Source organism: Falsihalocynthiibacter sp. S25ZX9, assembly GCF_041205405.1.
Lineage (GTDB): Bacteria > Pseudomonadota > Alphaproteobacteria > Rhodobacterales > Rhodobacteraceae > Falsihalocynthiibacter > Falsihalocynthiibacter arcticus.
This window is the reverse complement of the sequence record NZ_JBGFCD010000001.1, coordinates 198,937-212,591: the sequence shown is the minus strand read 5'-3', so window position 1 is coordinate 212,591 and position 13,655 is coordinate 198,937. Positions and strand designations below refer to the sequence as shown.

Genomic DNA, 13,655 nt, shown 5'->3' with positions numbered 1-13,655 from the left:
TTCTCGCTCCCCCTTATAAACAACAGACAGTATATGTTTGAAAGGGCAGATATGCGGTTTTTTGTTTGGCTTTTGGCTATCGTGTCGATTCTCTGGGGCGGCTATTGGTTTGTCGGCGCGAATGCGGTGGAAAAAGCGGCAGTTTCAGCCATTGAAGACGCCACAAAGGCGGGGAATTCAATCTCGTATTCCAACTTGAATACGGCGGGTTTCCCAAACCGATTTGACACGACAATCAAGGATATCGATGTTTTCACGCTTTCGGGGCTTCGATGGAAAGCTGCTTTTTTCCAAATCTTTGCCTTGAGTTATAAGCCCTATCACATCATCGCCGTCTGGCCACATGAACAACTGATTGAATATCAGGGTATCTCGGCACAGATTTCAACGTCGGACCTTCGGGCAAGCCTCGTTGTAAAACCCAACTCCACTCTGGCGCTCAACCGATTTCAATTGACCGGCGAGGACCTTAAAGTTGTCTTGAACGCGGGCACGACCTATCGATCGCGCGCGATTTCGGCGGCTTCTCGTCGAGGTATTCTGCCCTTTTCTCATGATTTTTCAGGGAAGATGTCTGATGTCTCTCTGCCATCGATAATGGATCCGACAGGTACCGTTTCGATTGAAACCGTGGTGCTTGACACCAATCTGGAATTTGACGCTGCCCTTGGTCGAGGCGAAGTGCCCGCGAAACTCACAGCACTCACCCTCAACCAGTTTGCGCTCTCACAAGGGCAAGTGAATATCACTCTTTCTGGTGCGCTCACCTTTGATTCTGAAGGTTTCGCAACGGGTTCGCTCACGTTTTCGACGCCTAACTGGGAAGATGGGTTTGCGATGCTGGACGGGCTTGGTGCAATCCCCGATGAACAATCGCATATGGTTACAACGGTGTTAAAGGGACTCGCAACCACAAGTGGTTCCGCAACCGATATTCATGCGCCCATCACGGTAAATCGTGGAAATATCTTTTTGGGCTTCATACCCCTTGGCTTTATCCCGCCGTTCTAACGGCTATTTGCAATACGATCCGCTGCGATATTTGGCGGTATCAAAATGGAAATGGTCACGATGAAAGCTATTGGCGGAAGGGCCGAGCACTGTCCCGAAGGGGCCGCAGGCGGATTTATGCATGGCGCGTAAAAGCTTGCCTTGAGCCTTGCTGTTCCACCCTTTTAGGACCGAAATTGAGACGCCATTTGCAAGAGTGATACCGGAAATATCGACGGCTTTACCTTTGCCGTGCTCTGAAATTCTTTTGCCTTTTTGGTTATTGCGCGTGCGACAGCTATACCCCGAAATAACGTCAATGCGTGCGACCCCGCCGCCAAGGCGTCCGACGGCGGGTTTTACGCCTTTTTCCACCCAATTGTGCAATGTTATGGCTGTATTGCAATCCATTGTGGCGGCTCTCGAAAGGGGAATGCCCGCGACGGAAGTTACGGATACAGGATTTTTAACACCGCAGCCTTTGATTTTTCCCGGAATGGCACTCATGGTTTGGCCGCGAATTCTGCTGCTTCCACAAATTGATCCCTTATTGCTGGTCGGGACGGATTGTGGCGCTTTCACTGCTGCGAGCGTCACAACTTCTTGCTGTGTCGTTGCGCGTGATTTCGTAACGATACGCCCCTCAGGCCGTGACAAAGGTCGCAGCGAATGTTCAACGGCGGATTTTGACGCGACCATTGTGACAGTGGTCTTTGTGACAACTTTGGTCATAGGAATTGATTTTTTCAAGGGGGCGGTTCCCCCAAGTGCAACGGGCCGCGGAACGGGGCGTACGGAGGCACTGTAATAGACGGGAACCAGCATCAACCGCGGTTCCGACGACACGGGCGACGTCTTAGAAACCACCCCTTCGGTCGGACGAGAAAGAGGACGAAGCGACTGTGTTGGAGCATTGGCAATACTGACCACGGGTGCACTGGCCAACAATGCGACAAGTACTCCTGCTCCAAGTAACTTCATTTTACGTCCTTTTTACCGCGCCCAAAATTTGGGGCGTCCGTATCCTGCCCTGCTTCGATAATACCACGTCGGATGGCGCGTGTATGCGTAAAATAATCGAACAAATGTTCGCCATCACCGGTTCGAATGGCGCGTTGGAGCGCAAACAGTTCCTCGGTGAAGCGCCCAAGGATTTCAAGCGTGGCTTCTTTGTTATTGAGGAACACATCGCGCCACATGGTCGGATCACTTGCGGCGATGCGGGTAAAATCGCGAAAACCTGCCGCCGAGTATTTAATCACTTCGCTGTCGGTAACACGTCGCAGATCGTCGGCAACCCCCACCATTGTATAAGCAATGAGGTGGGGCGCGTGGCTGGTTACGGCGAGGACAAGATCGTGGTGCTCTGCGTCCATTTCCTCAACATTTGAACCCACACCTTCCCACAACGCGCGCAATTGCGCGATGGCGGCAGCATCGGAGTTTTCGACGGGAACAAGCAAACACCAGCGATTATCAAAGAGTTCGGCAAAGCCCGAACGCGGGCCGGAGTGCTCTGTCCCTGCAAGAGGATGGCCCGGAATGAAATGCACGCCCTCTGGAATATGGGGACCAACGGAGTCGATAACCGCACGTTTCACAGAGCCAACATCCGTAACGGTCGCACCCTTTTTCAAATAGGGAGCAATCTCCTGTGCGACGGATTCCATTGCGCCTATCGGCACGCAGAGCACAATAAGGTCCGCCCCTTCACAAGCTGCGGCGGCGCTGTCACAAACTTCGTCGCACAAACCGATTTCACGCGCAGTATCGCGTGTTTCTTGGCTACGCGCATATCCCTTCACTGTACCAGCAAGATTGGCGCGTTTCATCGCCCAAAAAAGCGACGAGGCAATCAAGCCCAATCCAATGAGGGCGACCTTGCCGTAAATCGGTGCGCTCTGAGGTGCCGATCCGCTCATTGCGGGCCTTCAATCGTCGGTTCGGAAAGGACTGCGTTAAAAAAGTTGGAAATGGTGTGCGCGACACGGCGGCAAGACGCCTCATCCCCCACGGTGATCCGCAGGCAATTTGGCAATCCATAGGCTGCGACCTGACGCACAATCAGCCCCTCATTTGCGAGGGCCTGATTACAAGCTTCGGCCTGCTCTTCATCGGCAAAACGCGCTAAAATGAAATTGGCAAAAGATGTATCGCAATCAATCCCAAGCTCCAACAAAGCTAAGGTGAGCCATTTGCGCATCCGCGCGTTTTCTTTACGGCATTTGTCGACAAAACCGACATCACGTACTGCGGCCTCGGCCGAAGCAAGCCCCGCCGACGAAAGGTTAAAGGGACCGCGAATACGGTTAAGAACGTCGATCACGTGGCGTGGACCATAGCCCCAGCCAACCCGCAATCCACCAAGCCCGTAGATCTTGGAAAATGTGCGCGTCATCACGACATTGTCGAGTTTATCAACCAGCGCTGTGCCGCCGTCGTAGCCCTCAACATATTCGGCATAGGCGCCATCAATCACAAGAAGGGCTTTCTCAGGAATACCTGCCGCCAACCGCGTCATTTCACGACCAGTGATCATCGTTCCCGTTGGGTTGTTCGGGTTCGCGATAAAAACTAGTCTGGTCTTGGCCGTACAAGCGGCAAGGATCGCATCCACATCCGCAACACGCTCTTTTTCGGCAACTTTCACGGGCGTTGCGCCCACAGCAAGAGTCGAAATCGGATACATCAAAAAGCCATGTTCCGTGTAAACCACTTCGTCGCCTGGCCCGGCGTAGGCTTGGCACAAAAAGGTAATAACCTCATCCGAACCCGCGCCGCAAATGATGCGATCCGCGTCCAAATCATGGATTTGCGAAATGGCGGTACGCAGATCGATGTGGTCGGAAGAAGGGTATCGATTGAGGCTGTGCATTTCGCGCGCATAGGCCACTTTTGCCGCATCTGATGCCCCCAACGGGTTTTCATTCGAGGACAGTTTCACCACATGCTCCATGCCCTCTACTGCGGATTTCCCCGATTTGTAGAGTTCAATTTGCAAAATACCTGGCTGTGGCTGGATAGTGGCACTCATAATAGGCTCCCCTTATGGGCTGGTTCTAGCGAGCCAGCCCAAGCTTTTCCATACGCAAATTGCAGCTAGAGCAAAGGTAAGTGGAAAACTTGACGATTGTGGGAAGGCGTGGCCGCGGGGCCACTATTCTAGCTTGCGCGCTTTACGCCTGGCACAAAGCGCGCGGTCGCTGCGTCAGCTTGGTAATATGCCATGTATTCTTGTGCATTCTCCGCCAGTTCGATCACGCTGTGAATGACTTTATGTACAGTTTCATCCGCCATCAAATAGCTGAAATTCAGACGCACCCAGCCCGGTTTACTCAGTTCTTCCCCTCCCCGAATAGCTGCAAACAAAGCCTCAGACTCCGGACGTTCAATCCCCAATAATCGATGCGCATACGGGCCAGCACAGGCACATCCGCCACGCGCCTGGACGCCATAGACGTCGGACAACATCCGCGTGAACAATTGCTGGTGGATCGGCGCACCCTTTGAATCCGTAATACACAGACTGAAAATTGGCAGCCGCTTTGCGGTCATATTCCCCAAAACTTCGATTTGTGGATGCGCCAAAAATGCGGCCATCGCTGCGGAACAAAATTTCGTTTCACGCTCTGAAATCAGAGCATAGCCTACGCGCTCCTTGACCAAAAAAGCGAGGGCTGCGCGGATATCACCGAGGACATTCGGCGTTCCAGCCTCTTCGCGCGCCTCGACCTTCTGAGAATATGCGTGCGCCCAAGGCGACACAAAATCAACCGTCCCACCTCCGGGACGGCTTGGCTTATCCCGCACAACACTGGCGCGACGGAGCACCAAAATACCCGACGACCCCGGACCTCCCGCAAATTTATGCGGTGATATTACCACGGCATCCTTGGCCAAATCCCCCTGCCCCATATCGATCGAAACATAGGGGCCAGCGCCAGCATAATCCCAAACAGCCAAGGCTCCGTGCGATTTAAGCAGCCTTGTCGTTTGTTCGTCGTCCGTTAAGATTCCGGTTACGTTCGACGCCTTTGAGAACGCCCCAATTTTGAGGTCGAAATCGGCATAGGTTTCGAGAGCCTTTTCCAAATACGTAAGGTTGGGACCACCAGTGCTTGCCTCGGGAATCTCTACGACCGTTGCCGCAGATTCACGCCATGGGAGGATGTTCGAGTGATGCTCATAAGGACCAACAAATACGACGGCTTTCTTGACTTCATTCACGCCAAGCAGGGACACAAGCTGGTTGATCCCCGCAGTCGCCCCCGATCCGGAAAACACCACAGCACAGTCGGGACCTGCCCCCGTCAATCGAGCGATCTCCGCCCGTGCTGCCGCGCGCAATTTTGTCATATACGCCCCGCAATAGGACGCCTCCGTATGCGAATTTGCGTAATATGGCAGGACTTCCTCAAGCATAAAACTTTCGACTTGTTGCAAGGCACGTCCCGATGCCACGTAGTCAGCATAGACCAGCGGCACGTCGCCATTGAGGCCCGGAATCATGATGCCCTCCCCGATCAAACCATTTCGGAAAGCGGCAATCGGGTCTGAAAAATCTATGGCATGCTTAAATGAGGTGAGTGGCATTATACTTCCTTACTACTTAGCCAACAAATACCCCATGATTGCGGCACATTTTACCCAAAATTCATTGCGTTTTCATAGTTTTTTGTGTCAAATGACACATGATTACAAAAAAATTAGATCAAATAGACCGCCACATCCTTGCAGAATTGCAACGCGATTCGACGCTTTCCCAGCGCGCGATTGCCGAAAAAGTAGGCCTATCGCAAAATGCGTGCTGGCGGCGCATTCAGGCCATGACGCAGGACGGTGTCTTGCATGGCGCGACCGCGCGGATTGACCGGCGCAAACTCGGCCTCACGCTCGTGGTTTTCGTTATGCTGCGCACGCGTCATCACTCAGCGGAGTGGTTGCGAGACTTCAGACGCCACGTGCTGACCATTCCAGAGGTTGTGGATTTTCACAGAATTGGCGGCGATTACGACTATCAACTCAAGGTCGTGACCGAGAGTATGGATACCTATGATAAGGTTTATCAACGCTTGATCGAGGGGGTCGAACTGGATGGCGTCACCAGTTATTTCGCGATGGAAAGCATCGCCGAAGGGCGCGCCCTTCCCCTGTAGAAAGCAAAAAGGGCCACCCGAAGGCAGCCCATTTCGTATACTCTGGTGTGGCGAAGATTAGTTCTTCGCGTAGAATTCCACAACAAGGTTTGGTTCCATAACAACTGGGTAAGGAACATCGCCAAGAGTTGGCGTGCGAACGAATGTCGCTGTCATTTTGTTGTGATCTACGTCCATGTAGTCAGGCACATCGCGCTCAGACAATTGTGTGGCTTCGATGACAACTGCGATTTGACGCGAACGATCACGTACGGCAATCACGTCGCCTTCTTTAACGCGGTAGGACGGGATGTTAACCTTGTTGCCATTCACTGTGACGTGGCCGTGGTTCACGAATTGACGCGCAGCAAAAACTGTTGCAACGAATTTCGCACGGTAAACAACGGCGTCGAGGCGGCGTTCGAGAAGACCGATCAAGTTTTCACCTGTATCGCCTTTTACACGCTCAGCTTCGCCATAGATGCGGCGGAATTGCTTTTCGGTCAGGTCGCCATAGTAGCCTTTAAGCTTCTGCTTGGCGCGCAACTGTGTACCGAAGTCGGAAATTTTACCTTTACGGCGTTGACCGTGTTGGCCGGGGCCGTATTCGCGACGATTTACTGGGGATTTAGGACGGCCCCAGATGTTTTCGCCCATGCGACGGTCGATTTTATGTTTGGCAGACGTACGTTTAGTCACGACTGGATCCTTTCAAGTGCGCTCGAAACCGAGCTTGTGAAAGGTGCTTTCCTTTCCGATGAACCCCGAAAGGCCCCTCGGCGACAGAACATCCCTTGCGGGAGTCTCAAACACCAAAGAAATATCTCGACTACGAGAGCCGGGAACTTGGGGCTTATATAAGCTGGGAAAGTGGAGTCAATGGGCTAGACGCGGGAATTTCCCACTATCGTGCTGCAAAATTGCGGCTTCAGATGCGGATAGATTGCGCCGCGCATATTCACCATACCCGTGCGTATCATAAGCGAGGTTTGGAAATGCCTCCAAAAGCGCCGCACGTTGGCTATCTTCGATCACCCCTAGCGCCATATTCGCGGGATGGAAACTCTCGCTTTGAACTCCATTTGCCCAGACAATTTGATGGCTTTCGAGCATGAGGTGCACATAGGTCACCTCGCGCACCTTGTGGTCAATCGTGATCGACAGGTCGTTGATCAAGTCCTTCGCGGCGACCAAAACTTCTGATGTATTAAACAAGAGTTGCGCCGCGGGCCCACTCACAAGCATCCGGTGATTTGGTGACACTAAAAGATCACTCTCGGGTTCATCATCATTCAACGCGCCGGCACGAATACGCACGGGGCGAAATTCCGGCATCGCGTAAAGGCGCGCGCCCGTCATGCGCCGTGCCCCAATCCACTGGATTTGCTGACACCCGTTGTCCTTTGTTTGGATGCTATCCCCCACGGACAAGCTTTCAACCAGTCGGGGGCCGTCCTCTGCGCGGATCAAGGTACCCGCAGCAAAACAAATCATACCGCTCGTAGGGGTATTGGACATTTGTTGGTGTCGCGCATCGCGCAACACACGGTGCACAATCCATAAATCGGTATCCGCTGGGGGTACTTCGTCGAGGAACATCAAAAGCGGTTGAGGAGATGCAGTAATTTCGATCATCGTCACAGTGTACGTCCGACGGCCATCGGTCACGGTAAACCCGTTATCCAAAGAGGAGCCTTGGCCCTCAATATCATCAATATTCTGATTTCTTGTCGCATCGACCGCATCGCCCATAAGGCGCTGTACCATGCGTGCTGCACGTTTTCTGAGGTCTGCCGATCCCTTGGCTTCGTGAAGGCGCAATACCCCCTGAGGGCCGTCGACCCGCACAGAAGTTCCGCTCCAACGCCAGTTGGCGCCTACGGTTAACGCATCCACATCTGCAGCATTTTCGCCGTCTATTGCGGTTTGCGTCCAAGTGATGACAAACGTGCCTTTAAAGCCCGTTTTCATATGCCTGTATGCCTGCTCTTTTTTTATTTATTCGTTAATTGCTAACACACAGTGATTCTTTTTGGGAAGAACGGAAAGTATCTTTTACCTAAAAGCGTCGCCTAAGGGCCACAGACCCAACAACCTGACCTTCGCTTTGTTCGTCAAATTCTTTGCCCAAATAGGTAAGCCCGTAGAAAACCGAATGGCTCTCGCCCTGCCATTGCACCCCAGCACGTGCCCGCACGCGATTTTGGTTTAGAGTTATTCCGTCCTGAGACGGCAAATATTGCGAGCTTTCTACAAAAGCGATGTCGCCGCCAACAAGAAAGGACACCCCATATGCGCGCTCAAACGTAGCCCGGTAAGGCTGCCCCGTGCCCACGTCCCGCAGCCAAAGATCATTTTGCCCGACTTTGCCAAAAATAAAGTCCGCACCGATCCGCGCGAAATTTTCGTCGCCAATACGGAACTCCGCGAAGGGACGCACGGTCTCGGCATCACCAAAGCGGATCTGTTGCGACGCCGCGCCACTAATCGTGGGCATGATTTTATCGCCAATCTGCATGTCCAAAACTTCGTCGCTAACTTTTGGGGCTCCAAGCACGCGGTGTGCTGTATTTTGGAAGCTACCGACCCCTGTTGACGGGCCAACCGCCACCAGATCGACGCCAAAATTGTAGTCGACGGATTGGCGATCAAAATAGGTGTGCAAACCGAACGTTAGCGTTCCCGCATAGCGCCGATCATGGGCGTTCGGATTGACAATATTTGACGGAGCCAGAATATCGGTGCGAAAACGCCACTCAACCATCGCGCCAATCTCTTCAGGGTAAGCGCCGTCCCATTCTTCAGAGGCGCGCATTTTACTGATAACGTAAGCGCCCGAGCGCCAACGATCCTTCCCATCGCCCAAATAGTCGTTGGTAAAGAGGCGTCCGGTCCCGAAGGTGAATTTCTCACCGGCTTGCGCAACCGAGCATAATGCTATTGCCGCAAGAAAAGTGAGTGTTGAAAAAAGTGTCTGCCGCATTGTATATCCCTTCGCCGCCCCCAGCGTTCCCTTCGGATGTACGCGCCGGCGTTCTTACACGCCAGTAAGTTTTTACGTTTCCTCATGCGGCGCGACCTTCCGGACACAGACAAACGCGCCAATACGCCCCATGCAATTGCGCGCGGGGCGTCGATCTATGTTCTCACTTTGCAGACAAAACAGTGTCGAGTTTTTCTAGAATATTTGTCCAACCGCCTTGGTGATTGTCGCGGGTTTCTTCGTCCATAAATCGGATGTGCGTTAGGGTGACGTGCGTTCCACCTTCTACCGGCTTAAAGGTGAGCGTAACGGTGCTATCGTCCACGGACACATGCCCCATCCACGTAAAAACGATGCGCTCATGCGGCGAGATTTCTTTGTAATTGCCCGAATGCGGCAACTCGTTTCCGCCAACCTTCATCACCACTTCAAACGCGCCGCCCACTTTAGGGTCGTTAGAGGCACGCGGCACGGACATTTCCGCCGCGGGATGCATAAATTTGCGCAGCGTATCGGGGTTGAGCCACGCGTTAAACACGGCCTCCTGTGGTGCATTAATCTTGCGGTCAACTGTGAGGGAAAGTTCAGTCATCGTCCGTATCTCCTTGCGTAAAAATGTTGTCGAGCGCCTCAAGCCTGAGGTCCCAAATTGAGCGTAACGAAGCAAACCAAGCGTCGATCTCTGAAAGCGGGGCCATCTGAACTTCGATCAAATGCTCTCGCCATTCTGTCCGCCTCTGAACAAGCCCCACACGCTCTAACACTTTGATATGTTTAGAAACTGAATTGAGGCTCATATCAAACTGGCGATGAATGTCCGTGACACGCATCGGGCCATGCTGGGTTAAAAGCGTCAAAATTTCCCGACGTGTGGGATCACTTGCTGCTTTAAGTATCTCGCTCAGGCGATCTGGATTACTTCGTTCAACCATAAGGATGAATAACAGAACTCCTCGCCGTCAGTCAACCAAAAAGTTGAATGAATGTTTGCACATTACCCGCCTTAGGAGCTCGAACCCTACTGACACCTCTCACGAGATGTGCTGTGGCAAAGACCTCCGCGCCCGTTTCGACCCGAGACAGCCCCCCTTCGAGCACATGAGTTACGATGTCTGCGGCAGGAACACGGGCGACATTCGACAATAAACCACCAGTTCGCCACTGGAATGCCCGTGGTGGTGAACATTTTCGCTGGGAGTCCAATAACGGCGTCCAAGAGGTTGTCCTCGATCATGTGAGTGATGAAGGCGTAGTCGCCCTTGGATTTTGGCGGAACTCCACGCCATTAGCGTTTATACAGGTCACTTGCTGCACCTTCGGCCCCCCATTTGTCCAAACTGAACGGTGGATTGGCGAGAACGACGTCGAACTTTTGCAAGTGGTCGCCTTCGACAAGAGCAGGGCCGTTCTGCGTGTCCCACAATTCAATGCGCGCCGCATCTCGTGCGTGCAGAAACATGTTCATCCGAGCGAGTACCCAAGTAGCGCCGTTCACTTCTTGCCCATACAGCGCAAAGTTCTCAGACCCGACTTCCTGTCACGCCTGTATCAGCAACGAACCAGAGACGCGGGCCGGATCGCAGATCGTATCGCCAGGTTTAGGTGCGGCCAGTTTCGCCAAAAGTCCAGGGACAGCAGAGGGCGTATAAAATTCGCCTGCCTTTTTCCCCGCGTCCGAGGCAAAGCGCGAAATCAGGTAGATTTGGCATTCGCCGATTATCTCCGCGTTCACGCGACTTGGGCTAAGGTCCATTGCCGGTTTTACGAAGTCTTCAAGCATGTTCTTAAGGCGGCGATTCCGGTCTTTCTGGCGGCCAAGGTTGGACTCGGAATTAAAGTCGATGTTGCGGAAAACACCTTCGAGCTTGGCACGATCGGCGTCTTCGATCCTCTCTAACGGGATATTGATCCATTCGCCGATGTTGGCATCACTCCGCTGATCGTGAACGTCGGAGATGTACTTCAAGAACAACACAGGATGTAATCTTTGTACTGCCCAGCATCGACGACACTCCGGAAGGTGTCGCAAGCGGCCCTCGCGGTCTGGTTGATTTGTTGCTGTGTAATCTGGTCGGTCATTGATTGTATCCCTCTTGGGAGGCGAGCTTCGCTCGCTGAGAACGAGGTTGACTAGCTGCCAGCGACGGTCAGAAAGTTCGCGCAAAAGACCGCTTTCTCGCCATGCGAGAGCATCGACATTCGCAATGTTGTATTGGGCTTCGAGGCTGGGAACGGAAATCTCCAATCGTTCGAGCACAGATTTCGATATCATACGTATGCTGGTTCCCTGCGCCTCAGACCCGAGCTTGCGTTGTGCGCCTGGCTGGTTAATCGCCCATGCAAAATAGGCAGGAAGGACGCGCGTCGGATCTGGGTGCAAAACAATCAGCGGACCAAGAACGGCTGCAGGCTCTTTGAGAGATACACTTACAACGGCCGCAGTATTCGGCCCCCCGCGAAACTTGAAAATGACCTTACCACCTCGAACAAGGTATCGATCCGAAATGCCTTCGAGATTATACCGCTGCAGCGACCCGTCAGTGATGTCTCCACGAGATTCCACGTCGCGCAGCTGAATAGCTGGTATGCCACCAATTGAAGTCGGCTTAAGCCTACCACGGGAAGTATCGCCTGAATGAATATCGCAAACTTGACCGACCAGCATGATAAAAGTCCTGTAATTAGATTACAGACAAATAACCGTCACGTGACGTCCAGAATTTTATTTGCAGTAATCACTGTACCGCATTATTTTTAAGACCCACGATCAAATAAATTCAAATATCCGAAACAGGTTAAGTAAACGATCACCAATAAATACACTTTCGGGAGGCAAACGGCCCAATGGCCAACTTTTTCTTGCGAAAACATTGTCGACGCGGGTACAGTTATGCCATGTAAATTTCCGAACTTCTAAATATACATATAAAATCAATTACTTACCAGCGATGTGAATTTCTCATACTCAATATGCGCAGCCACTTTTGCCAAGCGTACGGGTATAGTTTTGCGCTGGAAATCGGGGTAAGTTTTGCCATAATGAGCATAAAAAAAAGACCGCCCCGAAGGGCGGCCTGAGTTTTTCGATATTGGCTTAGCTTAAAGGTCTTTTCGTCGGAAGACTTTTGCTGTTAGGACACTCCGTTCCATGGTCGGCTCAATGCCTGCTTTGGCCAACTTCATGGACATAGATTTTGTGTTGGTGCCTGCATCTTCCGTAAGTTCCCGAAGAGTAACAAACTCCTCACAAAACCTGTCCACGTCCTCTTTGGCGTAGCAATAGCGGATTTTTCCGTGCGCATTGGCCACCTCAATTCCTTTGAGAAATGGCTGACCGTCCAAGTCTATTGTATATCGGAGGCGTTCCATGGCTGTTGTAGGCAAACCGATTATCTTTGCCGCATCCTTGGGTAATAAACCTTTCTCTGAAACTACCTTCTCAGCCGCTGACAGGATCTCGTCTGGACAGACAAACACTGAGCGGAAGCGAAGTTTTTCACAGCCGGTTTCGACGCAGGCTAATCGCCCCTCTAAAACGAACCGGACAATGTCTGTGGCGGGCACCCGGGCCACCACAGACGCTTCGATGGTATTAATCATGCCATCGCTCGGTTTAAGCACTGGTTTTCCAGCAGCTCGAAACCGAGCCAAAAAATCGTCGAGGTCATCATTTGCAACGTTGGAAAGCTTGCCTTTAGTGATCGATGGATCGTTCGCCAGTTTCTTTAGAATTCCGGTTTTCACCATCATTTGTGCCTGTGTGCGATTACAGTTCAGATAATCTGGGATCCTATTTGTAGGCGTCGAATTTTTGATCCGGTTTGCCAGTGCTTCACCGTCCGTTGCGCTGAAAATTTTTCTGAGTTCGATCTGCCCCGGGTCGCTGTCGGCCAGCAGTCCCTCGACGACCAGAGCCCGGTTCAATACAGTTCGGTGAACTCTGCTCACCTTGGACAACGTGTTCACCGTATGCCATTTACGCTTCAGTACGCTTTCCCCGAATAGAACCGTGCCAGGCTCGACCGGCATTTGATCAATGTTGAAATCCCGCACGACATCCTTAATCGGTCCTGGATCTTGATCTGACTTATCAAATTGAAGCCAATCATAAATTCGCCCTAATGCAGTGGGCACCCCACCCCATCGCTTCTTGAAGGTTTCTTCCTGCACTATTGCTTCCAAGATGGCGTAAATGCCTTCCGGCCCTTGCGATACAGCCTCCATGCCGACCGCTCCCGCTTCGTGCCATTGCTGCATTGTCAGATCACGGATGTCGGCATCTGCACCACGGACGCGGCAGACGCCAAGCATTTCACATGCACGCGCCGCTTGATCAATGCGTTGAGCATCCATCCAGACAGGCCCTTTTGCGCCCGAGAACCTGCCCCCAACATAGCCGCCCCTTCAAGACAGCCGGCCCTGGAGGAACCGGCTTTTGTTGGGGGATCACGCGACTTGCGAGATCATGCGCGATGCTTCGCATCGGATGTCACTGGTGGGATCATTCTCAGCAATAGAATTCAGCAACGCGCGGAGCTTATCTGATA

At 52.4% G+C, this 13,655-nt stretch carries 12 protein-coding genes and 1 pseudogene; 2 read left to right on the top strand and 11 right to left on the bottom strand.

The genetic code is table 11. From position 1 onward, the window contains the following. Positions 1–51: 51 nt before the first annotated feature. The gene (locus AB9F29_RS00955) at positions 52–1,011 is read left to right on the top strand and encodes a DUF2125 domain-containing protein (protein WP_369754292.1); all 960 of its coding nucleotides are present in this window, start codon (positions 52–54) and stop codon (positions 1,009–1,011) included. A gap of 3 nt (positions 1,012–1,014) precedes the next feature. On the opposite strand, the gene AB9F29_RS00950 is transcribed toward AB9F29_RS00955, so the two are convergent. From AB9F29_RS00950 to AB9F29_RS00935, 4 genes are all read right to left on the bottom strand, one after another. Next, complete coding sequence (locus tag AB9F29_RS00950) at positions 1,015–1,971, bottom strand: extensin family protein (RefSeq protein ID WP_369754291.1); 957 nt, start codon at positions 1,969–1,971, stop codon at positions 1,015–1,017. Next, the gene (locus AB9F29_RS00945; RefSeq protein ID WP_369754290.1) at positions 1,968–2,912 is read right to left on the bottom strand and encodes a prephenate/arogenate dehydrogenase family protein; all 945 of its coding nucleotides are present in this window, start codon (positions 2,910–2,912) and stop codon (positions 1,968–1,970) included. Before AB9F29_RS00945 ends, AB9F29_RS00950 begins: the two co-directional genes overlap by 4 nt. Then, positions 2,909–4,024 (bottom strand): histidinol-phosphate transaminase, encoded by a 1,116-nt coding sequence (gene hisC / locus AB9F29_RS00940; RefSeq protein WP_369754289.1) that lies wholly within the window; start codon positions 4,022–4,024, stop codon positions 2,909–2,911. Before hisC ends, AB9F29_RS00945 begins: the two co-directional genes overlap by 4 nt. Before the next feature lie 128 nt (positions 4,025–4,152). Further along, complete coding sequence (locus tag AB9F29_RS00935; RefSeq protein ID WP_369754288.1) at positions 4,153–5,583, bottom strand: aminotransferase class V-fold PLP-dependent enzyme; 1,431 nt, start codon at positions 5,581–5,583, stop codon at positions 4,153–4,155. 101 nt (positions 5,584–5,684) lie between these two features. Here AB9F29_RS00935 and AB9F29_RS00930 point away from each other — a divergent pair, with 101 nt between their 5' ends. Beyond that, positions 5,685–6,146 carry an Lrp/AsnC family transcriptional regulator gene (locus AB9F29_RS00930; protein WP_369754415.1) on the top strand — a complete coding sequence of 154 codons (462 nt, stop codon included), beginning with the start codon at positions 5,685–5,687 and terminating at the stop codon, positions 6,144–6,146. A gap of 57 nt (positions 6,147–6,203) precedes the next feature. Here AB9F29_RS00930 and rpsD read toward each other — a convergent pair whose 3' ends face one another. The 7 genes and pseudogenes from rpsD to AB9F29_RS00895 all read right to left on the bottom strand — a co-directional run bounded on the left by rpsD (position 6,204) and on the right by AB9F29_RS00895 (position 13,461). Beyond that, a complete protein-coding gene (rpsD, locus tag AB9F29_RS00925) occupies positions 6,204–6,824 on the bottom strand; it encodes a 30S ribosomal protein S4 (RefSeq protein ID WP_039004416.1) in 621 nt (206 codons plus the stop codon). A 177-nt stretch (positions 6,825–7,001) separates the two neighbouring features. Beyond that, positions 7,002–8,096, bottom strand: coding sequence for a Hint domain-containing protein (locus AB9F29_RS00920; RefSeq protein ID WP_369754287.1), 1,095 nt, complete (start codon positions 8,094–8,096; stop codon positions 7,002–7,004). An 88-nt stretch (positions 8,097–8,184) separates the two neighbouring features. Further along, entirely contained in the window at positions 8,185–9,108 is a 924-nt protein-coding gene (locus AB9F29_RS00915) for a lipid A-modifier LpxR family protein (protein WP_369754286.1), read from the bottom strand. A gap of 163 nt (positions 9,109–9,271) precedes the next feature. Next, entirely contained in the window at positions 9,272–9,700 is a 429-nt protein-coding gene (locus tag AB9F29_RS00910; RefSeq protein WP_369754285.1) for an SRPBCC domain-containing protein, read from the bottom strand. Continuing rightward, on the bottom strand, positions 9,693–10,040 hold the full coding sequence (locus AB9F29_RS00905) for an ArsR/SmtB family transcription factor (protein ID WP_369754284.1): 348 nt from the start codon (positions 10,038–10,040) through the stop codon (positions 9,693–9,695). Before AB9F29_RS00905 ends, AB9F29_RS00910 begins: the two co-directional genes overlap by 8 nt. 353 nt (positions 10,041–10,393) lie before the next feature. Then, positions 10,394–11,380, bottom strand: a pseudogene (locus AB9F29_RS00900) (N-6 DNA methylase). 827 nt (positions 11,381–12,207) lie between these two features. After that, positions 12,208–13,461: a hypothetical protein gene (locus AB9F29_RS00895; RefSeq protein WP_369754283.1), complete on the bottom strand. Its 1,254-nt coding sequence runs from the start codon at positions 13,459–13,461 to the stop codon at positions 12,208–12,210. Positions 13,462–13,655: the final 194 nt, after the last annotated feature.